Origin of the sequence: Paracoccus sp. R12_2, assembly GCF_017744015.1 — a bacterium.
Lineage (GTDB): Bacteria > Pseudomonadota > Alphaproteobacteria > Rhodobacterales > Rhodobacteraceae > Paracoccus.
Window position 1 is genome coordinate 15,451 of the sequence record NZ_JAGHRA010000001.1, and the last position, 25,007, is coordinate 40,457.

Sequence of the window (25,007 nt, forward strand, 5' to 3'; positions counted from 1 at the left end):
GGACGCGCGGGGGGACAACATGCCGGCATCCGCCGATCCTGACATCCTGAACCGAAGAGGAGAGCGCCGTCAGGTGACGGCGATCTTCGTGGATGTGGTCGGCTTCAGCGATTTCGCCAGCACCGCCGACGCCGAGGATCTGCAGGACTGGCTGGACGGTTTCTATGGCAGCACCGGCCGGATTGTCGATGCGGGCGGCGGCGAGATCACAGAATTCCTGGGCGACGGGATCGTGGCGGTCTTCGGCCTGACACGGGCCGAGGAACTGGCCGCGCGCAAGGCCGTCGAGGCGGCCCTGGCGATTGCCCGCCTGCCCTGCTTCACCTTCCCCGACGGACGCAGCGTGGCATTGCGCGCCGGTGTCGCCACCGGCGAGGTCGCGACCCGGATGCGGGCCACCGAGGGCACCGATGGTCCCTTGCCGCGCATGACCGGCATGGTGACCACCCTGGCGCAGCGGCTGCAATCCGCGGCCGCGCCCGGCGAGGTTCTGATCGCGGCGGAAACCCATGAACTGCTGCGCGGCGCGCTGCCCGCGCGGGCCCGGCCAGATACCGTGCTGAAGGGATTTGGCCCGATGACGGTCTATTGCGTCGATGCCGGGCAGCAGACCGCGGGCGGCATGCCGGGCGAGGATCTGCGCGATCAACCCTTCATCGGCCGCACCCAAGAGCGGGACCGAATTCGTGACGCGACCGACCGGCCCTGCCTGCTGGTCGGGCCGGCCGGAATTGGCAAGTCGGCACTGGCGGGTACCTTTCTGACCGGCGACCAGCCCTGCGCGGTGTTTCAGGCCGATGCGCTGGAAGGCGGCGCGGGCCATGTTCCCTTCCGCCGCTGGCTGCGGTCGCTGTTCGGCGGCGCGCAGCCCGACTTCGGACAGCTGCGCGCGACCTTCGCACAACTGGATGACGATGCGGTTCTGGGGCTTGCGCTGATGCTGAACCTGCCGCAGGGCAACGCGCTGCTGGCGCGGTTCGCCAGCGGCGCGCTTCGTGATCGGATCGAAAGCGCATTGTCTCAGGCCGTCCGGGCGCGGAACCCCTGTGGAATCCTGCTGTTCGAGGATCTTCACTGGCTGGACAGTGCCAGTTTCGGTGTGCTGCGCAGACTGCTGCGCGATATCCAGGGCGGTCCGTGGCGCGTTCTGATGACCAGCCGCGAGACCAGCCTGATCGACCGCCACCTTTCAGACCTGCCCCTCGAAACCATCCGCCTCGATGCATTCGACGCCTATGAATCCCGCGCCTATCTGGACGCGGTTCGCCCGGACGGGCTGTCGCCTGCCACGCGCGACGACGTGATCCGGCACGCGGGTGGCGTGCCGCTGTTTCTGGAACAGCTGATCCGCCACGCAGCCCAGCACAATCCTGCAGCGGGCGAGTTGCCGGCCACGCTCAGCGACCTGCTGACGGAACGGATCGACAATGCTGGACCCGCGCGGTTCGCGTTGCTGCAGGCCTCGGTTCTGGGACGCGGCTTTTCGCAACGGCTGCTGCAGGCGCTGGCCGCCCCGGCGGATGACATACCGCAACTTCTGGCGATGGCGCATCGGGCCGATATCCTGCGTCCTGCCGGTCCGGATCGCTGGGTCTTCAGCCATGCGTTGCTGCAACGCGCCGCCTACCGGATGCTGCTGCGCGGCACGCGCATCGCGCTGCATGCCCGCGTCGCCGAACTGCTGCAGGGCACATGCGCCGACCTGACCGAGGCCGGGCCCGCCATGCTGGCCAATCACCAAAGCCGCGCGCAACTGCATCTGCCCGCCGCCCGCAGCTATCTTGCCGCCAGCCAGCAGGCCCTGCTGCGCGGCGCGTTCTCCGAGGCACAGGACCACGCGCAGTCCGCGCTGCGCATGTGTGCCGGCGTGGCGGCGGGGCAGCCGGCGCGGGCGGACCTGGAAATCGCCGCCTATACGGCGCTTGGATCCACGCTGATGCAGTCGCAGGGCTATGCTGCGGCGCCAGTTCGCCGCGCCTTCGATCAGGTCATGCGACTGGCCAGCGACCATGTCGCACCCGGTTACGGGAACGGCGCGGCGCTGTTCGGCAGCTATGCCCACGCCATCATCGCGGGCGACCGCGCCGGCGCCGACCATCTGGGCCAATTGCTGCACCGGACGGCGGATGCCGCCGAGGCCCAGCTTCGGCCCGACCGGGTCGAGATCCGGCTGGCGGCCGAGGCCGCGTCCAATTGCGGCCGGTTCTATTCGGGCGAGTTCAGCGAGCAGTTCGACCATATCGCCCGCATCCGTGCGCTTTACGATATTGAACGCCACGCACCGATGATTGCGCAATACGGCATGGACATCTTTGCCGCCGCGCAGATGTTCGAGGTGCCCGCACGCGTCTTCTGCGGCGAGACCGACAGCCTGACCGCCCTTCTGGCCGAAACCGACGCGCATCAGCAGGCGCTGAACATTCCCGTCATGCAGCCCTATGCGCTGATCTGGGGCAGCGTTCCGTTGCACGCGGCCGGACGTGTCGACGAAGCGTTGGCGCGGCTGCAGCGCGGCATGGCCGTCGCCGCAGAACAAGGCGCCGAGTTCTGGGGGTTGATCGGCCAGTGCTGGCTGCACGTCATCCAGCCCACCAGCAGCGACAGCGTATCGGGACGCGAGGCGTTTGACGGCGCGATTCGCACCCTGCGCGCGATCGGCGCGTTGATCGGTTTGCCCTATTTTCAGACCCATTATGCTGCGGCGCTGGCTCGGGCCGGCGAACTGACCCACGCCTTTGATCTGTCCGCAGCCGCCGTCGAGGAAGGTCGGCAATCGCGACTGTGGTGCTGGCAGGCCGAGACGATGCGCCTGCATGCGGCCATCGCCCTGCGCCTTGGCCGGATCGAGGTGGCGCATCGTCATCTACAGGATGCCGTGGCGCTGGCCGACAGCCAGGGTGCCCGGCTGTGGCAACTGCGCGCCGCGCTGGATCTGGCCGAGCTGCCACAGGATGACGGCAGCGCGCTGGCCGTCGCCTGCAGCTATTTCCCCTCCGACTCGCATCTGCCCGAGATGCGCGGCGCCCGCATCGCGCTGGCCGGTTGAGATCCCCATATGGGACAGGCATTGCTGAGATATGATCTGCCGCTGCTGGCCGGGATCAGCGCCGAGGATCTGGCCGACCTGAATGTCCGCAGCCATGTCGTATCCCTGTCCGCCTGGGAAACCCTGTTCGAGCAAAGCGACGCCGCCTGTGATGTCTATTTCCTGATCTCGGGCGCGCTGATGGCGATTCACTGGACCGAAGACGGGCGAGAGGTCATCTTCACCCGCTTTCAGATCGGCGATCACTTCGGCGAATTGTCCGCCCTGGACGGCGGCAGCAGATCGCTGGCCGTCGTGGCGCGCGAGCCGTCGCAGGTGCTGGTGCTGGAACAGGCTTCGTTCCTGCGGATGCTGGATCGCCTGCCGCTGGTCCGGCAACGCATGTTTCTTTCCCTGACCGATCGCGTCCGCATTCTGACCCGGCGGCATCTGCAACTGGTGACGCAAAGCGTCGAACAGCGGGTCCGGTCCTATCTGGTCTCGTTCGCGTTCGAACGGGGCCTTCTGCATCCGGGCGCCGTGCTGACCGATATGCCGACCCATTCCGAAATCGCCGCGACCATCGGTGCCAATCGCGAGATCGTCAGCCGCGTGCTGTCGCAACTGCGCCGGCGGGGACTGATCCGCACCGGCCGTCGCCGGATCGAGATCATGCACCCCGGTGCCTTGGCCGAAGCCGAGATCTGACGGCAACGCGGCATCCACCAGACACAGCCTGGCCTGGCAAGGTCCGGCAATGCTTAGGCCATCGACGGGCTTTCAAACCATCCGGGACGATGATAATGCGGCGATGCCCGCCCTGTTCGGCGGGTCAGTTCGATGACCGGGCCCCTCTGGCGGATGCGGCGGCGCGTCCGTGATGTCGGCGTCGCAACTTTCCAGACGCCGCCGAGACATTCAATCATGCAGGACAACACCTCTTCCCCGGGCCGCACGCCCAGTGATCACGCTGGAACCGGCGCTGGCTCGACGCTTGGCTATTTCCGATGGGCCTTCATCGTCACCGCGCTGGGGCTGGCCCTGGGGGCGGCTCTTGGATGGCAGACGACCGGCACCGCGGGCGGCACGCTGACCATCTTCTTCATCTGTGCGGTGCTGGCGGTTCTCGAGATCTCGCTGTCCTTCGACAATGCCATCGTCAACGCCAACAAGCTGAAGACCATGACGCCCGTGTGGCGGCGACGTTTCCTGACCTGGGGCATCCTGATCGCGGTGTTCGGCATGCGGATCGTCTTCCCGCTGCTGATCGTCGTGATCGCCGCACGGATCGGGCCGTGGGAGGCGATGGTGCTGGCGGCAACCGAGCCGGGCGAATACGCGCGGATCATGCATGACGCACATCTGCCGATTGCGGCGTTCGGTGGAACCTTCCTGATGATGGTCGGGCTCAGCTTCTTCTTCGATCACGAAAAGGACGTGCACTGGGTGCGCTGGCTGGAACGGCACATGGCCCGGTATGCCAGCATTCGCGGGGTCGAGGTCGCCATCGCCCTGATCGCCGTCATGGGCTTTTCGCGGCTGCAAGCCGATCCGGTTTCGCAGCAGGTCTTCCTGTCTGCGGCGATCTGGGGCCTGCTGACGTTCCTGCTGGTCGAGGTGCTAGGGGGTCTGCTGGACGACGCACAGAGCACCCGCGCGAATGCCGCGAAGGGCGGGCTGGGCGCGTTCCTGTATCTCGAGGTGCTGGATGCATCGTTCAGCTTTGACGGGGTGATCGGGGCTTTCGCGCTGACGCAGAACCTGTTCATCATCGCCATCGGGCTGGGAATCGGGGCGATGTATGTCCGATCAATGACCATCATGCTGGTCGAACGCGGCACGCTGACCCAATACCGCTATCTGGAACATGGCGCGTTCTACGCCATCATCGCGTTGTCTCTGATCATGTTCGTGCAGTCACTGGTGCATATCCCGGAAATCATCACCGGGCTGGGCGGCGCTGGCCTGATCGGGTTGTCGCTGTGGTCCTCGGTCCGGTCCAACCGGGCCGAGATGCAGGCAGCACAGTCAAAGGCGGCCTGACCGGCAAGGCGGGTCGCGGCGTCAGGCGCGACCCGCTGCAGCCGACAGAAGCGAGGGGTCGATGCCCTGCGCCTTCAGCGCGGCCTGCCATTTTTCGTCATGATCATCGCCGAAGATCAGCTCTTCCGCGCCGTCGCCGGTCAGCCAGCCGTTCTGCAACATCTCTTCTTCCAGCTGGCCTGGCCCCCAGCCGGCATAACCCAGGGCCAGCACGGCAGATTCCGGCCCTTCTCCATGTGCCAGATCCTCAAGGATGTCGCGGGTCGTGGTCATCGCCAGCACACCCGAGATCCGCAGCCGCCCTTCGGGATCTTCACCATGTTCCGGCACGTTGTGCAGAACGAAACCGCGCCCCGGCTCGACCGGGCCGCCGAAGCGCACCTCGATCTGGCGGGCGGCATCATCAGCCTCGATCCCCAACTGTTCCAGCAGGTCGCCGAAGCCGATCTCCGGCAGGGGACGGTTCAAGACCAGCCCCATCGCCCCTTCGTCGGAATGCGCACACACCAGCACCACCGACCGCTGAAAGCGCGCATCCGCCATTCCCGGCATCGCGATCAGGATCTTTCCGGTCAGATTGCCGTCAACATGGTCGTCAGGCTGGTCGTCGGGGCTGCTGCTCATGGGGCCTCCTTTGTCTTCAAGATCGGCGCTTGGTGCGATTGTTGCAAGTCCCCCGCGCGTTTGTGACTTGGGCGCGCGCCCGGCTGCGGCTATCCAGCAAGGCATGAAACATGTCCCGGCCCTTGCATTCGCATTCCTGACGATCGGCGCATTGCCCCCGATGGCGCAGGATCTGCCGCCGGGGCTGTCGTCGGCCAGCCTTCTGCCGGGCTGGACCGACCAGGACGGCAACCGGGTCGCGGCGCTTGAACTGCGGCTTGAGCCCGGATGGAAGACCTATTGGCGCAGCCCCGGCGACAGCGGCCTGCCGCCCAGCTTTGACTGGAAAGGTTCGACCAATCTTGCCGGGATCACGCTGCACTGGCCCGCACCACAGGCGATCAGTTCGGGCGGCGATCTGAGCCTTGGCTATCATGACCGGCTGGTGCTGCCCTTCACGGCCCACGCCGCCGATTCTGCGACGCCGATCACCTTGCAGGCCGCAGTCGATTTCGGTCTGTGCGAGAATATCTGCGTGCCGGCCCATGTCGTCTTGCAGTCCGCCCCGGCCGCGGACAGCCCCGACCCCGTCATCCAGGACGCCCTGACACAGGCGCCGCAATTGCTGGACACGAGGCCGGTCTGCCACCTGACCAGCATCGACGACGGAATGCGGCTCAGCGCGGTGTTGCCCGAAGACGACCGGACGCAGGCAGCGGCGATGGAACTGGTCGATCGGCCCGAGGTCTGGGTGTCACAGCCTGTCCTGACGCAGGACGGTGGCGGCGTGCGCGCGACGGCGGATTTCGTGGCGCCGTCAGGCGCGCCTTTCGACCTGCACCCCGAAAAGGTGCGGATCACGCTGGTCCGCGCTGATGGCGCGGTCGAGATGCAGGGCTGCGACCTGCAAGACTGACCGCGCCCGTCACCAGCACCACCGCCAGCAACGCGCAGGCATACCAGCCTAGTGCCGCCCAGATTGTGGGGGCCACCGGAAACCACTGCGGCAACCCGACGCCAAGCGCCGGCAAAAGCGTCGCGGGCAGCAGGACCGCCAGAAACGACAGTCCCGCAAGGCCCGTGCCAAGACGCACCGGCCCACGCAGCGCGGGCGCACGAAGACCGCGCCCGAATCCCTGCCGCGATCGTCCGATATCCGCGCCGATCCCCAGCACGGCGGGCACGACCAGAAGCACGACGATCATCCCGAAACCCAGGCCATAGGCCAGCGTCACCACGGTCGGCTTCAGAAACAGCGCCTGGGAAGACCGTTCATACAGTAGCGGCGCCAGACCAAGAACCGTCGTTGCGGTCGTCAGCAGGACAGGCCGGAACCGGTTGCAGACCGCATCGACGATCGCAGGCCGCAAGCCTCGGTCGCGAGCGTATTCGTCGATGGTCGAGATCAGGACGATCGAATCGTTGATGATGATCCCCGACATGCCCAGCAACCCGACGATCGAGAACATCGACATCGGCAGTGCCCACAGATGGTGCCCCCAGACCGCGCCGACGAGGCCGAAGGGAATGACCGACATCACCACGAAGGGTCTGCTCCAACTGGCGAAGATCCAGGCCAGGACCATGTAGATGCCGGTCAGCGCCAGCCCGAAACCCAGCGCCGCGTCGCCCAGAAAGTCGCGTTCCTGTTCCGCAAGTCCGGTGGTCTGATAGTTGATGCCGTATTCCGCCGCGACCGCAGGAAGGATCTCGGACTGCAGAAGCGTGGTGATCTGGGCCGCGCGCGAGGGATCGTCGCCAGAGATATCGCCGGTGACCGAAATCATCCGTTCGCCATTCTCTCGGCGGATGATCGAGAAACCGGCCTCGGTCCCCACGGTCACGATGTCGCCAAGCGGCACCCATTGCCCGGACGATGTGCGCATCATCATCCGGTCCAGAAAATCTCCGCGGCGCTCATCCTCGGGCAGTTCCACGCGGATCGCCCCGGTTCGGGTGCCGACCGGATATGTCGCCGCCTCGATCCCCGCCAGTCTCTGCCGCAGCTCTCGCGCCAGCGTCTCGGTGGTGAACCCCAACGCCTTGCCCTGCGGGGTCAGTTGCAGTCCCAGTTCGTCCTTGTCATAGGACATGCTGTCTTCCAGCGCCGACACCTCGGGGAACGCGGACAGACGCAGCTTCAGCGCCTCGGCCGCGTCCTTCAGCCGCTGCGCCTCGGCGCCGGTCATCCGCACCGAGATCGCATCGCCGCCCGGCCCCGACATGAACCCGCGAAAGCTGATCGCCTCAAGTCTTGGATCGCTTGGCATCGCACGCTGCAGGGCTGCAACGAAATCGAAGCTGGAATAGGGCCGGAAATCGGGATCAATCAGTTCCAGTTGCACCGCCCCCAGAAGATCGGCGTCCTTGGTATCCGATCCAGGAAGCGGGCGGCCGGAATTGCTGCCGACCATCGTCATCGCATGCGTCACCGGGTTGACGCCGTATTCCGCCTCGTACTCGGCCGCCACATCGTCCACGGCGGCCTGGACCATATGCATCACACGGATCGTATCGTCGCGCGTGGCCCCCGGCAGCATCGCGAAATTCCCCGCCACGCTGCCCTGTTCGGGCGCATCGAAGAACCGCCACGGCACCTGCCCCGTCATCAGCGCGGAAACCGACCAGGAAAACAGCACCACCGTTCCGGCCAGAACCGGATAACGCAGCCGCAGCACCCATACCATCAACGGTCGCAGGACATGGCCGACAAGCCAGTCCAGCCCACGGTTCACAACCCGCGACGGACGGTCATACCAGTTCCGCCGCGCCGCGCGCGTCAGGGCGTGGGACATGTGGTTGGGAAGGACCAGAAAACATTCGACCAGCGACGCGATCAGAACAAGGATCACCGTCATCGGGATATCCGCGATCATGTCGCCGAAGCGCCCGCCGATCGCCATCAGCGCCGTGAAGGCGATGATCGTGGTCAGCGACGACGACACCACCGGCGCCGCCATCCGCCCCGCGGCACGCTCGGCCGCGACGACAGCCGGTTCGCCCAGCTTCCGGGCGCGATAATCCGCGTGTTCACCTACCACGATCGCATCATCGACGATGATCCCCAGTGTCAGGATCAGCGCGAACAGCGAGATCATGTTCAGCGTCATGCCCGCCGCATACATCAGCCCCACCGCCGCCAGCAGCGAGGCCGGAATGCCCGCAGCCACCCATAGCGCCGTGCGAGCGTTCAGGAACAGGAACAGCAGCGCCAGCACAAGCCCAAGCCCGACCACGGCGTTGTCCAGCAGCAGTTCCAGCCGCGCGGCGATCAGTTCCGCGCGCGCGCGGACCAGTTCGACCCCCACCCCTTGGGGCAGGGTCGGCTGCATCTGCCGGACGACTTCCTCGACGCTGCGCTGCATGCCGATCGCATCACCCGATGCGCTGCGCTGCACCTGAACCATCACCGCAGGCTGCCCATCGACATAGTAGGCGGTGTTCCGATCCATGCCTGACAGGCCCACATCCGCGACATCGCCAACCGTCAACTGCGTGCCATCCGGCAACGCCGTCAGCAGCAGGCCGGACACGGCGGCGGGATCGCGCGTCTCGACCCCCGTTCGAACCCGTGATGCGCCCGAGGCCACGTCCCCCGCAGGGCTGACCGAGGCCGCCGCGCCGACGACCGTCGCGATCTGTTCCAGCGTGATGTCGTGGCGCACCAGATCGGCCATCCGCACCTCGACCAGAACCTCGGGGGCGGCAATGCCGGTGAGACTGAGCCGGGTGATCCCCTCGGCATAAAGCCGGTTGACGAAATCATCCGCGATCCGCGTCAGTTGATCCAGTCCGACCGGACCCGAGATGACCACGTCGGCGACCCGGTCACGCCACGTGCTGCGCTCGATCTCGGGATCTTCGGCGCCCTCCGGCAGATCCCCCGCCCCGCTGATCGCTGTCTCGACATCGGACTTGGCACGCGACATGTCCCAACCGGGTTCGAACTCGACCTCGATGCGTCCGCTGCCCTGCACGGCGCGCGAGGTAGTCAGTGCGACGCCCTCGACCCCCATCAGGGCCGGTTCAAGAACCGCGATGATGGAATTGTCCACATCTTCGGGACCGGCGCCGTCCCATTGCACCCGCACGTCGATTTCCTGGACGACCGTATCGGGAAAGAATTGCGCGCGCAGTTGCGGCGCGGCATACAGCCCGCCCACCACCATCACCGCCATGACCAGATTGGCCAGCGTGCGGTGACGCGCAAAGACCGACAGCAGCCCGCGACCCTCAGCCATTGCCCTGCCCCTGTGTGTTCAGGGCGCGCTGATCCTGTGCCGGGACGGGCGCGGCGGCATCGCGGACACGGATCCCGGTGCCAAGCTGCGGTGCGCGTTCGGCAACGATCCGTGCGCCTGCCAAAGCGGCTGGCACTTCGACGATCACATCGTCGGCCTGACGACGCAGCACGCTGACCGGCATGGCTGTCAGCCGACCCTCGGCATCCGCGACCAGAACCGACCCGTCGGTGCCGACGGCAGCGGCGGGGATCAGGGCGGCGTTCGCGATCTGCGGTTCGGATATCTCGACGCTGACGAAGTCGCCCGGCCGCAGCACGTCAGAATCGGACAGGATCCGTGCATAGACGATCCGGCCCGCCGACCCCTCGGCGACCGAGGCCGCGGCGCGGTCCAGCCGCGCCCGGGACGTCAGCCGACCGGCAGACCCATCCAGCACCACCGTCGCGGGCAGGTCCTGCAGCCGGCCATTTTCCGTCAGAAGCCGCGCATATTGATCCAGCGACAGCGGCACCTGCACCTCCAATGACGCCGGATCGATGATTTCAGCCAGTTGTTCGTTCAGGCTGACCAGCCCCCCTTCAACCGCCGTGACCGAGGTCACGCGGCCCGCAAAACCGGCCCTGATTTCGGTATCGGCCAGTTCGCGTCGCGCCTCGGACAGATCGATTTCAGCCCGGCGCAGCGCATTCTGGGCCGCGGTGACGGCGGATTCCGCCGCGGCGAGGGCCGAGCGTCCTGCGATCACCGCCTGCTCGGCGGTGGAAACCGCCAGTTCGGCGGTTTCGCGATCGGCACTGGTGCCAAGGCCCCGGTCGGCCAGCGATTCCTGACGGGTCAGCGCTGCGCGGCGCAGTTCGGTCTGCCGCTCGGCCGCAGCCAGATCATCTGTCGCCACCTGCACATTGCGTTCGGCATCGGCCAAGCTGGCCTGCGCGTCGTCCCTTGCGGCAAGCTGGTTGTCCAGCGCGGCTTGCGCCGCCGACGGATCGACACGGACCAGCAACTGACCCTGGCGGACCTGCCCGCCTTCCTGCATGGCGGGATCGAGATAGACGATCTGCCCCGCCGCGCCGGATCGCAATTGCAACCGCCGCCGCGATTCGACGGTGCCAAAGACCTGCATGACGGGCTGAACCACGCCCGGTGCCACGGTCAGCAGACGCGCGGTGAAAACCTGTTCCTGGCCCTCGCGCGCCATTCCCCCGGATCCGCGCGACGACATCGCCTGAAACAGCTGAAAGCCCGCCACGAACAGCAGGCCAAAGGTCAGAAATGTGATGAACAGCCCGGAAAGGCTGCGAAAAAGAAAACGCATGCGTCGGTTCCGTTAGGTGCCTGACAGGCTGTAGCCCATGATGCGGAAACGGAACCTAAACGGAAAGCCCATCCAGCCGGTCGGCCAGCGACAGAAGGTCGCCCCATGCCTCGCGCTTTGCGACCGGGTTGCGCAGCAGATAGGCAGGGTGGGTCATCGGCAGTGCCGGGCGCCCGAACGCCTGCGTCCACTGGCCGCGAAGCCGCAGGATGCCGCGCCGCCCCAGCGCCGCCTGACACGGAATATTCCCCATCAGAACCACAAGATCCGGCCCCGCCAGGTCGATATGCCGCTTGAGGAACGGCATGCTCACAGAGATTTCATCGGCAGACGGATCGCGATTTCCCGGCGGGCGCCATGTCAGCACGTTCACGATATACAGCGCCTTTTCGGCATCGACCGCACTGCGCGACAGCCCGATCGCGTCGAACATGCGGTCCAGCAACTGCCCCGCGCGCCCCACGAAGGGACGACCCTGACGGTCCTCTTCGTCGCCCGGCGCCTCTCCCAGGATCAGGACGCGCGCCTTCGGGTTTCCGTCCGAGAAACAGAAATTGCGGGCGCCCTTCTTCAGTTCGATCCCGTCGAACGCCTCTTGGGCCCTTGCCAGCGCGTCCAGACTGTCCACTGCCGTCGCAAGCGCCTCGGCCTGGGCGATGCGGGCGGCCACGTCGTCCGCGGCATCGGCGACCGGCGGCGCCGGCCGGGCAGCTGCCTGCATCGGCAGGGGCGGCATCGGTGCGACAGGCTTTGGCCGCGCAGCCAGTTCGAACCGGTCAACCGGGCTATCCAGAACCGGTTCGTCCACGCCCATCTCGGCCTGCCATTCCAGCAGGGCCAGGGCGGTGTGGGCGTCCAGATCGATTCCCTGATATGTCGGATTTGCGTCCATCGGCGCGCAGGCTAGGCCGCGCGGGCAGGCGGGGCAAGATCAGTCGACCACCAGCATGTAGCCGGTGCCGCGTATGGTCTGCAGAAAACGCGGTTCCTTGGGATCTGTTTCGATCTTGCGGCGCAGGCGCGTGATCTGCACGTCGATCGCGCGTTCGGAATTTTCCGACTCGTCGGCATTTCCGCTGCCCCGACCCAGATCGTCGATCAACTCGGTGCGGCTGACCGGCTGGCCGTGACTGGCCGCCAGCCGGCGCAGAAGGGCCTGTTCCGTCCCCGTCAGGCGCAGCAGCGCATCGCCCTGCCACAACTCGCCCTTGTCGGTGTCATAGCGCAGGTTGCCCATCGTCAGGAACTTTGGCTGGGCCATTTCCGCGACCGGCACGCGCCGCAGGATCGCACCGATCCGCAACAGCAATTCGCGCGGCTCGAACGGCTTCGACAGGTAATCGTCCGCGCCGCTTTCAAGACCGGAGATCCGATCCTCGATCTCGCCCCTTGCGGTCAGCAACAGGATGGGGGTGTCCAGCCGCTCGCGCAGCGCCCGCGTCAGCGAGATGCCATCCTCGCCCGGCATCATCACGTCCAGAACGATCAGGTCGAACTCCAGCCCCGCCAGCAGCCTGCGCGCCTGCGCCGCATCACGCGCCATGGTGACCATGAACCCGTTCTTGCGCAGGAACCGCCCCAGCAGGGCGCGGATGCGTTCATCGTCATCGACGATCAGGACATGACTTTCCTGGCTGCTCATGGCGGGCCTCAATTCTCGTCGGGCAATTCCTTCATTGCCTGATACTGCGCACGCGTCTCGGGGTCCATCATCGCTTCCAGCACCTGGCGGAAGCCGGCGACGGCTTGCGGCCCCGCGTTGCGATAGGCGGTGCGCATGCGCGCGCGCTGTGCCTCGGACAGGCGACGTTCAAGGGCTGTTCCCTTGTCGGTCAGGAACAGCCGGCGTTCGCGCCGATCGCGATGCCCGACCCTGCTTTCGACCAGTTGATCCTCGATCAGCGTCCGCAACACCCGGTTCAGCGATTGCTTGGTCACGCCCAGAACCGCAAGAAGCGAGGTCACCGTCAGGCCGGGATCGCGGTTGATGAAATGCAGCGCGCGATGATGGGCGCGACCATAATCCATGTCCGCCAGGATCAGGTCGGGATCGGCGGTGAAGGCGCGATACGCAAAGAACATCGCCTCGATTCCACGGCGCAGCTGGTCGTCGGTGAGGAACAGCAGGTCCTCGCCAACCATCTGTTGGATGCGCGCCTTCTTCTGCATTCGGAATGTCCTTTCGATGCTTCGCGCTTGATAGGGCAGCGTTGTTGACTTTCCAAGATTCGATTGCTAGCCGTCAAGTGCTTCGCGCAACAAAAGGGCCGGATTCGGGCGGACCCGCGCAAGATATGAAAAATCCCGATCCGAATGGAGACAAAGATGACGGCGGCTTACGACGATCGCGACGGCAAGATCTGGATGGATGGCGAACTGATCGAATGGCGCGACGCGAAGGTGCATATCCTGACCCACGCGCTGCACTATGCCAGCTCGGTATTCGAGGGCGAGCGCTGCTACAACGGCAAGATCTTCAAAAGCCACGAACATTCGGTGCGGCTGATTGAATCCGGTCGCCTGCTGGACATGCCGATTCCCTACAGCCCCGACGAGATCGACGCGGCGAAAGAGGCCGTTCTGAAGGCCAACGGCTTCGAGAACGCCTATGTGCGGGTCGTCGCATGGCGCGGGTCAGGACAGGACATGGGCGTTTCGGCAAGCCGCAACCCGGTTCGCATGGCGGTCTGCGCCTGGGAATGGGGCAGCTATTACGGCGATGCGAAGATGCAAGGCGCCAAGCTGGACGTGGCCAAGTGGAAACGTCCCAGCCCCGAAACCATCCCGACCGCCGCCAAGGCCGCCGGCCTATACATGATCTGCACCATGTCGAAACATGCCGCCGAGGCGAAAGGCTGTTCCGACGCGCTGTTCATGGACTGGGAAGGATATGTCGCGGAAGCCACCGGGGCGAATATCTTCTTCGTCAAGGACGGAGAGATCCACACCCCGCTGGCCGACCGTTTCCTGAACGGCATCACGCGCCAGACCGTCGTGCAGATGCTGAAGGACAAGGGGCTGACCGTCCACGAGCGCCGCATTACCCCCGACGAGCTGGAAGGTTTTCAGGAATGCTTCCTGACCGGCACTGCAGCCGAGGTGACCCCCGTGGGGCAGATCGGTGACTGGCATTTTCAGGTCGGCCAGACCACCCGCGACATCGCCGAGGACTACGAACGGCTGGTCCGCGCCTGACACCGGCATATCTTTGCAGAAATGGAAAAGGGCCGCAGCAAATGCGGCCCTTTTGCTGATCCGGCAGAACCATGTTCAGGCAAGCCGGTCACGTTCGATCCGCAGATATTCGGCGGTCTTGCGATTTTCCTGCCCGCGAGTCTGGGGGCGAGCACGCAGCGTGGCGACCGCCGGATGCATGCCGGCCTCGCGTTCCTGCCGCGTGTATTCGCGCAGGCGTGTTCCGGCATGAGCGCGTGGCTGATCGCTGATATGCTTGGTCATCTTCGGCCCTCCTCTGGTCCTTGAGTCCCGAATATAGGTCCGAATCGGTCCGTTTCAAAGGTCTCAGGCGGCCTTGATCCCCTGCGCGGCAGCCAGAACGGCATGCAGCGCCGAGGGGTTGTCGTTGGCCCGCAGCTTGCTGCGCAGGTCTCCGTCGCGCAGCGTCCGGGACACCAGGGCCAGGGCCTTGAGGTGATCGACGCCGCTGCTTTCGGGTGCCAGAAGGGCGAAGACCAGATCGACCGGCTGGCGGTCCACGGCGTCGAAATCCATGGGTTTTTCCAGTCTCAGGAACAGCCCAACCACCTTTTCCAGCCCGTGCAGCCTTGCGTGCGGCAGGGCCACGCCCTGCCCTACCCCGGTCGGGCCAAGGCTTTCGCGCTCTTGCAGGGCATCAAGAACTTCCGAGGCATTCAGCCGGTATTCGGCTGCGGCCAGATCGGCAAGTTCTTGAAACAACCGCTTCTTCGACGTGATCTGCCCTACCGAACGCACGGCGCCGGGCTTCAGGATCTCGCTGAGTTGCATGTTCGCGCGTCTTCCCCAAGCTGTGCGCCCCCGGGCTTGAACCCGGGGGCGGCTCAGTTTCTGCTGGCGTGGCGGTTGGCGTCAGCCATTTCCGCGCGGATCGATCCAGCCCACATTGCCGTCTTCGCGGCGGTGGACGACATTCACGCCACCATGTTTCTCGTTGCGGAACACCAGAAGCGGCGCCCCCGCCAGTTCCATCTGCATGACCGCGTCACCGACCGACAATGTCGGCACACGGGATTCCATCTCGGCGATGATGATGGGCTGCAGTCCGCTGTCCTGCGTTTCCCATTCCTCTTCGTCGGCGGCCAGCACATATATGCCGGCCTGACCGAACACAACCGGTTCCGAGCGATCCTTGTGATGGTCCTTCAGTCGACGCTTGTAGCGGCGCAACTGCTTGTCCATCTTCTCGCGGCAGGCTTCGAAGGCGGCATAGATCTCGGTCGCGACGCCCTTGGCCTGCACCGTCAGGCCGGTCGAAAGATGCACCACCGAATCGCACAGGAACTGATGCGCATCCTTGGAAAATGTCACCGTCGCGTCGGTCGGACGCTGCGAATACTTTGTCACCGTCTCGCCCAGCTCGGTCTCCACATGGGTACTGAGGGCATCACCGACATCAATGTGTTTTCCGCTGATGGTGTAGCGCATCGTCTTTCCTCTCCGGTTGCCCGTCCCTGCCGTATGCGCCGACCCGTTCAAGCAGCCGGCCCACGGCGGAAAACGGGGATGGCGGGGCACGGCGCGTTACCGCACCCGCGTAAGTCAATTTGGTGACAGCAAATCGGTTCTGTCAACGGGGGGCACGATTGCGTGAGCAGTTTCCGCATCCGGCGTCGCGCGCGATCAGACCATGCGGAAGCTTTCGCCCAGATAGACTTCGCGCACCTTCGGATCGGACACGATCTGTTCAGTGGTTCCCGACATCAGCACATGTCCGTCATGCAGGATATAGGCGCGATCCACGATCCCCAGCGTCTCGCGTACATTGTGGTCGGTGATCAGCACGCCGATTCCGCGCGATTTCAGGTCGTGGACCAGTCCCCGGATTTCACCGACCGCGATCGGATCGACGCCGGCGAAGGGTTCGTCCAGCAGCAGGAATTTCGGATCCGACGCGAGGCATCGCGCGATCTCGACACGTCGCCGCTCGCCGCCGGACAGGGCCAGCGCCGGGGCGCCGCGCAGATGCGTGATCGAAAAATCGCCCAGCAGTTCCTCAAGCCGGTCGCGGCGATGCCGGGGATCGCGCAACGTCCCCTCCAGCACCGCCATGATGTTCTGCTCGACCGTCAGCCCGCGAAAGATCGACATCTCCTGCGGCAGATATCCGATGCCCATACGCGCGCGGCGAAACATCGGCAGGCGCGTCGCATCGCGGCCGTCGATCAGCACCTGCCCCGCGTCCGGGGGCACAAGCCCCGCGATGCAGTAGAAACAGGTGGTCTTGCCCGACCCGTTCGGGCCCAGCAACGCGACGACCTCACCGCGCGACAGCGACAACGAGACGTCGTGGATGACCGGGCGATTGCGATATGATTTCCGCAGGCCCCGAACGACCAAGCCGCCATCGCCCTGCTTTGAATCCCCCGTCATCAGTTTCCTTCAGGTTGCAGGACGGAACGGACGCGGCCATCGACCTGCGCGGTGCCGGAGACAAGATTGACCACCATCTTGTCACCCGTCAGCGCGTTGCGCCCCTGTGTCATGACGACATCGCCTGTCAGGGTGACATTGCCTGATTCAACGTCATAAACCGCCTCGCGCGCCTCGGCCGCATCCGCGCCCGATACCAACGTGACACTGCCGGTCGCGTGCAAGGACCGGATGCGGTTCTGCCCACCCTCGGCATATTCGACCGTGACCGTTTCCGCCGACAGCCGCATGTCGCCCTGCCCGATCACGACATTGCCGGTAAACACCGCGCTGCCGTCGGACTGATTGACAGACAGGCTGTCTGCGGCCACCTCGACCTGGGCCGAGGTATCGGCCTTTACACCACCGAAGGCGATATTCTGGGCCGTCGCCGGCGCAGCGGCCAGCAGCAAGGCGATGGTCAGGGGGCGAAGCATGGGTTGTCGGCTCCTTCGGCGGGTCATCGAGTGCTGGGGTTCAGGGTTGGTATATCAGACGGACATCGCCGGAGAAATTCAAGACTGCGGCCTCATCCGCGTCTGCGGCAGCGCCGCCATCTGGCAACAACTCCATGTTCTCGGCGGTGATACGTCCGAAGGGGGCGCGGGCATCAACGCCGTCACCGGCAGCCAGGCGCGATCGGTCCGTCGCCGCGTCCAGCATTGGCGTCTCCAGCGTCCAGCCCGATGAAAGCGTCATCCGAACGCCACCCCGCAACCCGATCAGCCCCTCGGTCAACACCGCATCAGGGGCGGTCAGATCGGCGTTGAGACCGTCGGGACGACGCCAGTCCAGCCGCAGATCACTGGCATTTCCGTCAGATCCGTCGTTTCCCGGCGTCGCCTGCCCCGCCTTAAGCGAGATCCGGGCCCCGTCACTGGTCACACCGGCATATTCAGGCGCGATCACACGGGGACCGCGCGCCATGTTCTCGGCATCCACCTCGGCATAGGGAATCCGCGGCTCGGTGCCCGGCTGACGCGAAAACAGGAACATCGTCGACAGGATCGCAAGCGCCGCCAGCGGCAGAAGCACGCGCAGCCAGCGAACGATGCGGGTCCGGTTCATCGCACTAGACCAGTCCCGCCCGCAGGCAGTCATGGATATGCAGGATGCCGCGCGGCGTACCGTTCTCGACGGCGAAAAGACAGGTGATCTTGCGATCCTGCATCTCGGCCAGAGCGGCCTCTGCCAGGGCGTCGGGTGTGATCACGCGTGGCTGCGGGGTCATCACCTCTGCGGCGCTGTGATCCAGCAGGCCCTGCATGTGACGCCGAAGATCGCCATCCGTGATGATGCCGACCAGATGCCCCGAACCATCGGTCACGCCGGTCACCCCATATCCTTTCTGGCTGATCACCAGAAGCGCGTCGGTCATCGGGGCATTCTCATCGACCAGCGGCATGTCGGCATGCATCAGGTCACCGACCTTCGACAACAGCGCGCCCAGCTTGCCACCGGGATGGAAGGTCCGAAAATGCTCGGGCGTGAACTCGCGATGTTCCATCAGCGCGATCGCCAGCGCATCGCCAAGGGCCAGCGTCATCGTGGTCGATGTGGTTGGAACGATCCCGTTTCCACAGGCCTCTTCGGCCGCGGGCAGGACAAGCGCCACGTCCGACTGCCTCAGCAATGTCGAATTCGGTCGCGACGCCACGCCGATCAACGGGATCTGAAACCGCCGCGTATGCGCGATCAGGTCCGCCAGTTCAGGCGTCTCGCCACTGTTCGACAGGACCAGCGCAACGTCCGCGCGTGTCACCATGCCCAGATCGCCATGACTGGCCTCGGCCGGATGAACGAACTGAGCCGGCGTCCCCGTCGAGGCCAGCGTCGCGGCGATCTTTCTTCCGACATGGCCCGACTTGCCCATGCCGGATACGATCACGCGTCCTGTCGAACCAAGGATCGTCTCGACAGCCGCCAGAAATTCCGGGCCAAGCCCCGTCGCCAGCAGATCCAGCCCCCGGATCTCGGTCCGGATCACGCGCCGCGCGGTTTCGATGTAATCGTTCAAGCCGAATGCCTCTTCTTCTTTGCCCAAATATCTGCCTGCAAGCCCGGCGGCATCGCGCCACGGCCCCGCCTTCATCTAGTGATGAAAGATATCGTTTTCATCACCCCAGCCCAACAGGTCCAGATGCGCCCGCGCGGGCAGGAAATCGAAACAGGCCTGCGCCAGCCCCAGCCGGTTTTCGCGCTTCAGACGTACTTCCAGCGCGTCTTTCAGCTTGTGCAGATGCAGCACATCGGATGCCGCGTATTCAAGCTGTGCGTCGGTCAGGTCAGGCGCGCCCCAGTCGCTGGTCTGCTGCTGCTTGCTGACATCGACGCCCACCAGCTCGTTCAGAAGATATTTAAGGCCATGACGGTCGGTGAAGGTCCGCACCAGCTTCGAGGCGATCTTCGTACACCAGACTGGTGAGGTCACGACGCCGAAGGCGTTTTCCAGCGCCGCGATGTCGAAACGGCCGAAATGGAACAGCTTCAGCACCTTTGCGTCGGTCAGCATCCGGCACAGGTTCGGGGCGTCGGTCTGGCCGCGATCAATCTGGACCAGATGCGCGTCGCCGTCGCCCGAGGACATCTGCACCAGGCACAACCGGTCGCGACGCGGGTCAAGGCCCATGGTTTCGGTATCGATCGCCACCACTGAACCAAGGTTGACGTCGTCGGGAAGATCGTTCTGATAAAGATGGATGCTCATTCTATTGCCTGCTTCTTCTGGCTCGCCCCCTCTGACCAGAAACCGTTCGTTTGGTCCAGAACTAACGCCGTCGAAGCCGGGGTTTTGCCCACAACCGCCTTGCCGCGGCAGTCCCGGGCGGCGAGGCGGACTTCCACCCGCGTTCCATCCTGTCTAAGGTCGCGGCAATTTCACGGGAACGGGCAGCATGAGCAGCAAGACCATCATCAGCGGCGGTTCAGGCCCCAGGAAAGGCGCACCGATCACGTCGCAGCCCAATCTTCTGATCGTTGCCCAGGCGGGACGGCTGGAATATCAGGCGCTGATCTTCATGGCCAGCCTGCGTCACGCGGCTCCGGACTGGACCAGGGGGGTCTTCGTCGCCGAACCGCAACCCGATGGCGCATGGTCCGGCCACGACACCGCGATCACAGCTGAAACGCGCGAGGCGCTGCAGGATATGGGTGCGACGCTGCTGCCCTTCACCGCGCAGCATTTCGGTGCAGCCTATCCCTATGGCAACAAGATCGAAGCACTGCTGGCGTTGCCGCCGCGCGAACCGTTCCTGTTTCTGGATACCGATACGCTGATACGGGGGCCGCTGGACCGAATTGCCTTCGACGCCGCCCGCCCCTCGGCATCCATGCGGCGCGAAGGCACCTGGCCGATCCCGCCGCTTTACGGACCGGGCTTCGGCGGCATCTGGAAATCGCTGTATGACCGTTTCGGGCTGGATTTCGAATGCTCTCTCGACACGACCCAGCCTGACGAACACTGGGAACGCTATCTCTACTTCAACGCGGGCTGGTTCTTCGGACCGGACCCCGCCGAATTCGGCAGGCGGTTCCTGAACTGGGCGATCGCGATTCGCGATCAGCCGGGCGACGAACTGGCCTGCCAAAGCCTTGATCCATGGCTGGACCAGGTCACGCTGCCGCTGGTGATCCATTCCTTTGGCGGGGGACGCCCCGGGCCGGAACTGGCCGGGCTGGACGGTGATGCCACCTGTCATTATCGCAACCTGCCGCTTCTGTATGCGCGCGAGGAAGACGCGGTATTGGACGCGCTGGAAAGTGCCGTGGCCCCCAACCGGATCAAGAAATACCTGCGTGCATGGGAGCCGGCGAAGAAGCTGATCTACCAAGGCAAGGGCCGCGACAAGATACGGCCCATGTTTGACCAGACGGCCCTGCCGACCAGGGAACAGCCGATCCGCAACCGGCTGAAGCACAAGGGCTGGTGGCTGGTCTAGACCTCAGCCCTCGCCCGCGCCCTCCGACGAACGCGCCCAGATGTTCACGTCGCCCGACGCCGACAATTCGTCGATCCGCGCCAGTTCTGCGTCGCTGAAATCGGTGTTGGACAGGGCTCCGACGCAATCCTCGACCTGCGATGGCTGCGAGGCGCCGATCAGCGCGCTGGTCACACGGCCGCCGCGCAAGGTCCACGCCACCGCCATCTGCGCAAGGGTCTGGCCACGCTGTGCCGCAAGATCGTTCAGGCCGTTCAGACGTGCAATCATGTCATCGGTCAGCCAGTCGGCCGCCAGCGACTTGCCCTGCGCGGCGCGGCTGTCTTGCGGAATGCCGTTCAGATACTTCCTCGTCAGCATCCCCTGCGCCAGCGGCGTGAACACGATGCTGCCCATGCCCAGATCGTCCAGCCTGTCCAGCAGCCCGTCATTCTCGACCCAGCGGTTCAGCATGTTGTAGCTGGGCTGGTGGATCAGACAGGGCGTGCCCAGATCCTTCAGGATCGCCGCTGCCTCGGCCGTGCGCTGGCTGTTATAGCTGCTGATCCCGGCATACAGCGCGCGCCCCGACCGCACGATGTGGTCCAGCGCCCCCATCGTCTCTTCCAGCGGAGTCTCGGGATCGAAGCGGTGCGAATAGAAGATATCCACATAGTCCAGACCCATCCGCTTCAGCGACTGGTCGCAAGATGCGATCAGGTATTTGCGGCTGCCCCATTCGCCGTAAGGGCCCACCCACATGTCGTAACCGGCCTTGCTGCTGATGATCAGCTGATCGCGATAGCCCGCGAAATCGGTCCGCAGGATTTCACCGAACGCCTCTTCGGCGCTGCCGGGGGGCGGGCCGTAATTGTTGGCAAGGTCGAAATGGGTGATGCCCAGATCGAACGCCGTGCGGCAAATGTCGCGCTTGGTCTGATGCGGGGTGTCATGGCCAAAATTATGCCACAACCCAAGGCTGATCGCCGGCAGCTTCAGCCCCGACCGCCCGCAGCGCCGATAGGTCATCCGGTCATGACGGTCGCCGGCAGGCTGGTAACGTAGTTCTTCAACCATGGCTTAGCACCTCGTCGCAGCGGGCGCAGACGCCCGGATGGCTGTGGCTGCCGACATCGGGCAGGATCTTCCAGCAACGCTGGCATTTCTGACCTTCGGCCAGTTCGAACACGACGCCCAGACCCGGCGCCTCGGACATGCGGAACGCCTCGTTCGGGGCGGGATCGGCGGTCAGTGCCAGGTCCGAGACGATGCACATGTCGGTGAAGTTCACCGATTTCAGCGCCGCCAGCATCTCGGGATCCTCGACATGCACGATGGGCGCGGCCTCCAGGCTGGCACCGATGGTCTTGTCGGCGCGCTTGACCTCCAGCGCCGCCGTCACCACGCGGCGCGCGCGGCGCACATGATCCCATTTCGCGGCCAGCGGCTCGTTCAGCCAATCGGCAGGCGTCACGGCAAAATCCCGCAGATGGACGCTGTCGGATTCCGACGGGAACCGCGACAACCAGACATCTTCCATGGTGAAGGGCAGGATCGGGGCCAGCCACGTCACCAGACGATGATAGAGAATGTCCATCACCGTCCGCACCGCGCGGCGGCGGGGACTGTCCGGTGCATCGCAATACAGCGCATCCTTGCGGATATCGAAATAGAAGGCCGACAGATCGACGGTGCAGAACTGGAACAGGGTCTGGAACACACCCTGGAAGTCATAGGCGTCGTAGCCCTTGCGCACGGTGTGATCCAGTTGCGCCAGCCGGTGCAGGATGAACTGCTCCAGCTCGGGCATCTCGGCGGGGTCGATCTTCTCGGCGTCGTCGAACCCGGCTAGCGCGCCCAGAAGGAAGCGCAGCGTGTTGCGCAACCGGCGATAGCTGTCGGCCGTGCCTTTCAGGATCTCTTTGCCGATGCGGCTGTCGGCGGTGTAATCGACCTGAGCAACCCACAGGCGCAGGATGTCGGCGCCGTATTGTTCGACGACTTCGGCAGGCAGGATGGTGTTGCCAAGCGATTTGGACATTTTCATGCCCTTCTCGTCCAGCGTGAAACCATGCGTCAGCACGCCCTTGTAGGGGGCACGCCCCTTGGTCGCACTGGCCTGCAACAGCGACGACTGGAACCAGCCGCGATGCTGGTCGGTGCCTTCCAGATACAGATCGGCGATGCCGTCCGGACTGCCGTCCTCGCGATCGCGGATGACGAAGGCGTGGGTCGATCCGCTGTCGAACCACACATCCAGCACGTCCATGACCTGATCATAGTCGTCGGGGTCGGCGACGCCGTCCAGCATCTGTTCCTTGAACCCGTCGCGATACCATGCGTCGGCGCCGTCACGCTCGAACGCGGCGATGATGCGGTCGTTCACGCGCGGATCGCGCAGCAGGAAATCATCGGCATCGGGCTTGGCGCCCTTCTTCACGAAGCAGGTCAGCGGCACGCCCCAGGCGCGCTGGCGCGACAGCACCCAGTCGGGGCGGTTCTCGACCATGGAATGGATGCGGTTGCGCCCGCTTTGCGGCGTCCACTTGACCAGCTTGTCGATCGAGGTCAGCGCACGCGCCCGGATGGTGCTGCCATATTCGCCCATGCCGTCTTCCAGCGGCCTGTCGATCGCCGCGAACCACTGCGCGGTGTTGCGATAGATCAGCGGTGCCTTGGACCGCCAGCTATGGGGATAGCTGTGCTTGATCTTGCCCTTGGCCAGCAAGGCGCCCGCCCAGGCAAGGTTCTTGATGACGCTGACATTCGCGGGACCATCCTTGCCGTCGGGCTGGATGATCGCCTCGCCGCCGAAGATCGGCAGATCGGCGCGATAGGTGCCATCGGGTTCGACGTTATAGGTCATCTTCAGACCGTGCTTCAGCCCAAGCTGATAGTCGTCATCGCCGTGGCTGGGCGCGGTGTGGACAAATCCCGTTCCGGCCTCGTCGGTGACATGGTCTCCGGCCAACATGGGAACGTCGTAATCCCACTCACCATTCGCACCTTCGACGCCGCAGAAAGGGTGGGCCAGCACCACGCCTTCCAAATCGTCCGCCGGAACGTCGGCAAGCCGCGTCCAGCTTTCGATCTTGGCGGCGGACTTTACGCTCTCGGCCAGCGCATCGGCCAGAACCAGCTTTTCGCCCACAACGGCTGAGGCACTCTCGGCCACGCCGCCCACCTCGTAGATGCCATAGGCGATCTCGGGACTGAAGGCGACGGCACGGTTCTGCGGGATGGTCCACGGGGTGGTAGTCCAGATGACCACCCTGGCACCAATCAATCCGCTGCGAGAGTGTTCGGCAGAAGGGTTGGTTTTTGCCCAGACGTAAGCCTCCTGCTCATCCGCCCCATAGAGTGATGACGCCAGTTTACTAACTTGCTTGGCTCTTTTTCCGGAGTGTTCCAATACCTCGAACCGCACCCAGATCGTGTGGCTGGTGTGGTCGTGATATTCGACCTCGGCCTCGGCCAGGGCGGTCTTTTCGACCGGCGACCACATCACCGGCTTGCTGCCCTGATACAGGCTGCCGTTCATCAGCAGCTTCATGAACTCGGCCGCGATCACCGCCTCGGCGTGATAGTTCATCGTCAGGTAGGGATCGTCCCACTTGCCGTTGACGCCAAGGCGCTTGAACTCGTCTCGCTGCACGTCGATCCAGTGATCGGCAAAGCGGCGGCATTCCTGCCGGAACTCGACGATATCGACCTTGTCCTTGTCCAGGCCCTTCTGGCGGTACTGTTCCTCGATCTTCCATTCGATCGGCAGGCCGTGGCAATCCCAGCCCGGGACATAGCGCGCATCGCGTCCCATCATCTGCTGGCTGCGGACGATGAAATCCTTCAGCACCTTGTTCAGCGCGTGGCCGATATGCAGGTTGCCGTTCGCATAGGGGGGGCCGTCATGCAGGATGAAGGGCGCGCGTTCCCCCGCCCCTTTGCGCAGGGTGTCGTAGATGCCGATTCGCGCCCACCGCGCCAGCCATTCGGGCTCGCGCGCGGGCAGTCCGGCCCGCATCGGGAAATCGGTCTGCGGCAGGAAGACGGTATCGCGGTAGTCTGGGGCGTCGGCGCGGGTATCGGCGCTCATCGGGGTGTTCCTTCGTCAATCGTTCGGACAAGACTAACCCGGCGGCGCAAGACCTCTTACGCCGCCGGGCCGCTAATTCGATGTCCGAACCCCGGAAATTCCATGCTGCTCTCTATAGAAAGCCGGGCAATCCGCTGCA

At 64.8% G+C, this 25,007-nt stretch carries 22 protein-coding genes; 6 read left to right on the plus strand and 16 right to left on the minus strand.

Annotated elements, in window-relative coordinates; all coding sequences use genetic code 11:
* Positions 1-19 precede the first annotated feature (19 nt).
* The 3 genes from J7359_RS00065 to J7359_RS00075 all read left to right on the plus strand — a co-directional run bounded on the left by J7359_RS00065 (position 20) and on the right by J7359_RS00075 (position 5,068).
* The gene (locus J7359_RS00065; protein ID WP_209054495.1) at positions 20-3,046 is read left to right on the plus strand and encodes an adenylate/guanylate cyclase domain-containing protein; all 3,027 of its coding nucleotides are present in this window, start codon (positions 20-22) and stop codon (positions 3,044-3,046) included.
* Between the two features lie 9 nt (positions 3,047-3,055).
* The gene (locus tag J7359_RS00070) at positions 3,056-3,733 is read left to right on the plus strand and encodes a Crp/Fnr family transcriptional regulator (RefSeq protein ID WP_209054496.1); all 678 of its coding nucleotides are present in this window, start codon (positions 3,056-3,058) and stop codon (positions 3,731-3,733) included.
* 216 nt (positions 3,734-3,949) lie between these two features.
* Complete coding sequence (locus tag J7359_RS00075; RefSeq protein WP_209054497.1) at positions 3,950-5,068, plus strand: DUF475 domain-containing protein; 1,119 nt, start codon at positions 3,950-3,952, stop codon at positions 5,066-5,068.
* 21 nt (positions 5,069-5,089) lie between these two features.
* On the opposite strand, the gene J7359_RS00080 is transcribed toward J7359_RS00075, so the two are convergent.
* Positions 5,090-5,692, minus strand: a complete 603-nt coding sequence (locus tag J7359_RS00080) for a YqgE/AlgH family protein (RefSeq protein WP_209054498.1) — start codon at positions 5,690-5,692, stop codon at positions 5,090-5,092.
* Between the two features lie 103 nt (positions 5,693-5,795).
* Here J7359_RS00080 and J7359_RS00085 point away from each other — a divergent pair, with 103 nt between their 5' ends.
* On the plus strand, positions 5,796-6,587 hold the full coding sequence (locus J7359_RS00085; protein WP_209054499.1) for a protein-disulfide reductase DsbD domain-containing protein: 792 nt from the start codon (positions 5,796-5,798) through the stop codon (positions 6,585-6,587).
* Here J7359_RS00085 and J7359_RS00090 read toward each other — a convergent pair.
* The 5 genes from J7359_RS00090 to J7359_RS00110 are packed head-to-tail and all read right to left on the minus strand — an operon-like array spanning position 6,529 to position 13,399.
* Positions 6,529-9,912 (minus strand): efflux RND transporter permease subunit, encoded by a 3,384-nt coding sequence (locus J7359_RS00090; protein WP_209054500.1) that lies wholly within the window; start codon positions 9,910-9,912, stop codon positions 6,529-6,531. The two genes, J7359_RS00085 and J7359_RS00090, sit on opposite strands and share 59 nt — an antisense overlap.
* Positions 9,905-11,230: an HlyD family efflux transporter periplasmic adaptor subunit gene (locus tag J7359_RS00095; protein ID WP_209054501.1), complete on the minus strand. Its 1,326-nt coding sequence runs from the start codon at positions 11,228-11,230 to the stop codon at positions 9,905-9,907. The genes J7359_RS00090 and J7359_RS00095 overlap by 8 nt, the downstream gene beginning before the upstream one ends.
* 55 nt (positions 11,231-11,285) lie before the next feature.
* Positions 11,286-12,122 carry a uracil-DNA glycosylase gene (locus J7359_RS00100; protein WP_209054502.1) on the minus strand — a complete coding sequence of 279 codons (837 nt, stop codon included), beginning with the start codon at positions 12,120-12,122 and terminating at the stop codon, positions 11,286-11,288.
* 39 nt (positions 12,123-12,161) lie between these two features.
* Positions 12,162-12,872, minus strand: coding sequence for a response regulator (locus J7359_RS00105; protein ID WP_209054503.1), 711 nt, complete (start codon positions 12,870-12,872; stop codon positions 12,162-12,164).
* An 8-nt stretch (positions 12,873-12,880) separates the two neighbouring features.
* On the minus strand, positions 12,881-13,399 hold the full coding sequence (locus J7359_RS00110) for a MarR family transcriptional regulator (RefSeq protein ID WP_247740082.1): 519 nt from the start codon (positions 13,397-13,399) through the stop codon (positions 12,881-12,883).
* Between the two features lie 156 nt (positions 13,400-13,555).
* Here J7359_RS00110 and J7359_RS00115 point away from each other — a divergent pair, with 156 nt between their 5' ends.
* On the plus strand, positions 13,556-14,425 hold the full coding sequence (locus J7359_RS00115) for a branched-chain amino acid aminotransferase (RefSeq protein ID WP_209054504.1): 870 nt from the start codon (positions 13,556-13,558) through the stop codon (positions 14,423-14,425).
* Positions 14,426-14,500: 75 nt separating this feature from the next.
* Here the strand turns inward: J7359_RS00115 and J7359_RS00120 are convergent, their stop codons facing one another.
* The 8 genes from J7359_RS00120 to J7359_RS00155 all read right to left on the minus strand — a co-directional run bounded on the left by J7359_RS00120 (position 14,501) and on the right by J7359_RS00155 (position 19,565).
* On the minus strand, positions 14,501-14,689 hold the full coding sequence (locus J7359_RS00120; RefSeq protein ID WP_209054505.1) for a hypothetical protein: 189 nt from the start codon (positions 14,687-14,689) through the stop codon (positions 14,501-14,503).
* A gap of 63 nt (positions 14,690-14,752) precedes the next feature.
* Positions 14,753-15,217: a PTS sugar transporter subunit IIA gene (locus tag J7359_RS00125; protein WP_209054506.1), complete on the minus strand. Its 465-nt coding sequence runs from the start codon at positions 15,215-15,217 to the stop codon at positions 14,753-14,755.
* 81 nt (positions 15,218-15,298) lie between these two features.
* Positions 15,299-15,874 carry a ribosome-associated translation inhibitor RaiA gene (gene raiA / locus J7359_RS00130; protein WP_209054507.1) on the minus strand — a complete coding sequence of 192 codons (576 nt, stop codon included), beginning with the start codon at positions 15,872-15,874 and terminating at the stop codon, positions 15,299-15,301.
* Between the two features lie 195 nt (positions 15,875-16,069).
* A complete protein-coding gene (gene lptB, locus J7359_RS00135; protein WP_209054508.1) occupies positions 16,070-16,819 on the minus strand; it encodes an LPS export ABC transporter ATP-binding protein in 750 nt (249 codons plus the stop codon).
* Complete coding sequence (gene lptA / locus J7359_RS00140; protein ID WP_209054509.1) at positions 16,819-17,295, minus strand: lipopolysaccharide transport periplasmic protein LptA; 477 nt, start codon at positions 17,293-17,295, stop codon at positions 16,819-16,821. Before lptA ends, lptB begins: the two co-directional genes overlap by 1 nt.
* A gap of 40 nt (positions 17,296-17,335) precedes the next feature.
* Complete coding sequence (locus J7359_RS00145) at positions 17,336-17,926, minus strand: hypothetical protein (protein WP_209054510.1); 591 nt, start codon at positions 17,924-17,926, stop codon at positions 17,336-17,338.
* 4 nt (positions 17,927-17,930) lie between these two features.
* Positions 17,931-18,875 (minus strand): KpsF/GutQ family sugar-phosphate isomerase, encoded by a 945-nt coding sequence (locus J7359_RS00150; RefSeq protein WP_247740083.1) that lies wholly within the window; start codon positions 18,873-18,875, stop codon positions 17,931-17,933.
* A 75-nt stretch (positions 18,876-18,950) separates the two neighbouring features.
* Positions 18,951-19,565 (minus strand): ribonuclease H-like domain-containing protein, encoded by a 615-nt coding sequence (locus J7359_RS00155; RefSeq protein WP_209054512.1) that lies wholly within the window; start codon positions 19,563-19,565, stop codon positions 18,951-18,953.
* 187 nt (positions 19,566-19,752) lie between these two features.
* Here J7359_RS00155 and J7359_RS00160 point away from each other — a divergent pair, with 187 nt between their 5' ends.
* Complete coding sequence (locus J7359_RS00160; RefSeq protein ID WP_247740084.1) at positions 19,753-20,796, plus strand: hypothetical protein; 1,044 nt, start codon at positions 19,753-19,755, stop codon at positions 20,794-20,796.
* A 3-nt stretch (positions 20,797-20,799) separates the two neighbouring features.
* Here J7359_RS00160 and mgrA read toward each other — a convergent pair whose 3' ends face one another.
* Positions 20,800-21,852, minus strand: coding sequence for an L-glyceraldehyde 3-phosphate reductase (gene mgrA / locus J7359_RS00165; protein WP_209054513.1), 1,053 nt, complete (start codon positions 21,850-21,852; stop codon positions 20,800-20,802).
* Positions 21,845-24,868, minus strand: a complete 3,024-nt coding sequence (gene ileS / locus J7359_RS00170; protein ID WP_209054514.1) for an isoleucine--tRNA ligase — start codon at positions 24,866-24,868, stop codon at positions 21,845-21,847. The genes mgrA and ileS overlap by 8 nt, the downstream gene beginning before the upstream one ends.
* Between the last annotated feature and the right edge of the window lie 139 nt (positions 24,869-25,007).

Bases quoted from the DNA above. Each gene is read 5' to 3' on its own strand.
- J7359_RS00065 (WP_209054495.1), top strand. From the start codon at position 20: ATGCCGGCATCCGCCGATCCTGACATCCTGAACCGAAGAGGAGAGCGC.
- J7359_RS00070 (WP_209054496.1), top strand. From the start codon at position 3,056: ATGGGACAGGCATTGCTGAGATATGATCTGCCGCTGCTGGCCGGGATC.
- J7359_RS00075 (WP_209054497.1), top strand. From the start codon at position 3,950: ATGCAGGACAACACCTCTTCCCCGGGCCGCACGCCCAGTGATCACGCT.
- J7359_RS00080 (WP_209054498.1), bottom strand. From the start codon at position 5,692: ATGAGCAGCAGCCCCGACGACCAGCCTGACGACCATGTTGACGGCAAT.
- J7359_RS00085 (WP_209054499.1), top strand. From the start codon at position 5,796: ATGAAACATGTCCCGGCCCTTGCATTCGCATTCCTGACGATCGGCGCA.
- J7359_RS00090 (WP_209054500.1), bottom strand. From the start codon at position 9,912: ATGGCTGAGGGTCGCGGGCTGCTGTCGGTCTTTGCGCGTCACCGCACG.
- J7359_RS00095 (WP_209054501.1), bottom strand. From the start codon at position 11,230: ATGCGTTTTCTTTTTCGCAGCCTTTCCGGGCTGTTCATCACATTTCTG.
- J7359_RS00100 (WP_209054502.1), bottom strand. From the start codon at position 12,122: ATGGACGCAAATCCGACATATCAGGGAATCGATCTGGACGCCCACACC.
- J7359_RS00105 (WP_209054503.1), bottom strand. From the start codon at position 12,872: ATGAGCAGCCAGGAAAGTCATGTCCTGATCGTCGATGACGATGAACGC.
- J7359_RS00110 (WP_247740082.1), bottom strand. From the start codon at position 13,399: ATGCAGAAGAAGGCGCGCATCCAACAGATGGTTGGCGAGGACCTGCTG.
- J7359_RS00115 (WP_209054504.1), top strand. From the start codon at position 13,556: ATGACGGCGGCTTACGACGATCGCGACGGCAAGATCTGGATGGATGGC.
- J7359_RS00120 (WP_209054505.1), bottom strand. From the start codon at position 14,689: ATGACCAAGCATATCAGCGATCAGCCACGCGCTCATGCCGGAACACGC.
- J7359_RS00125 (WP_209054506.1), bottom strand. From the start codon at position 15,217: ATGCAACTCAGCGAGATCCTGAAGCCCGGCGCCGTGCGTTCGGTAGGG.
- raiA (WP_209054507.1), bottom strand. From the start codon at position 15,874: ATGCGCTACACCATCAGCGGAAAACACATTGATGTCGGTGATGCCCTC.
- lptB (WP_209054508.1), bottom strand. From the start codon at position 16,819: ATGACGGGGGATTCAAAGCAGGGCGATGGCGGCTTGGTCGTTCGGGGC.
- lptA (WP_209054509.1), bottom strand. From the start codon at position 17,295: ATGCTTCGCCCCCTGACCATCGCCTTGCTGCTGGCCGCTGCGCCGGCG.
- J7359_RS00145 (WP_209054510.1), bottom strand. From the start codon at position 17,926: ATGAACCGGACCCGCATCGTTCGCTGGCTGCGCGTGCTTCTGCCGCTG.
- J7359_RS00155 (WP_209054512.1), bottom strand. From the start codon at position 19,565: ATGAGCATCCATCTTTATCAGAACGATCTTCCCGACGACGTCAACCTT.
- J7359_RS00160 (WP_247740084.1), top strand. From the start codon at position 19,753: ATGAGCAGCAAGACCATCATCAGCGGCGGTTCAGGCCCCAGGAAAGGC.
- mgrA (WP_209054513.1), bottom strand. From the start codon at position 21,852: ATGGTTGAAGAACTACGTTACCAGCCTGCCGGCGACCGTCATGACCGG.
- ileS (WP_209054514.1), bottom strand. From the start codon at position 24,868: ATGAGCGCCGATACCCGCGCCGACGCCCCAGACTACCGCGATACCGTC.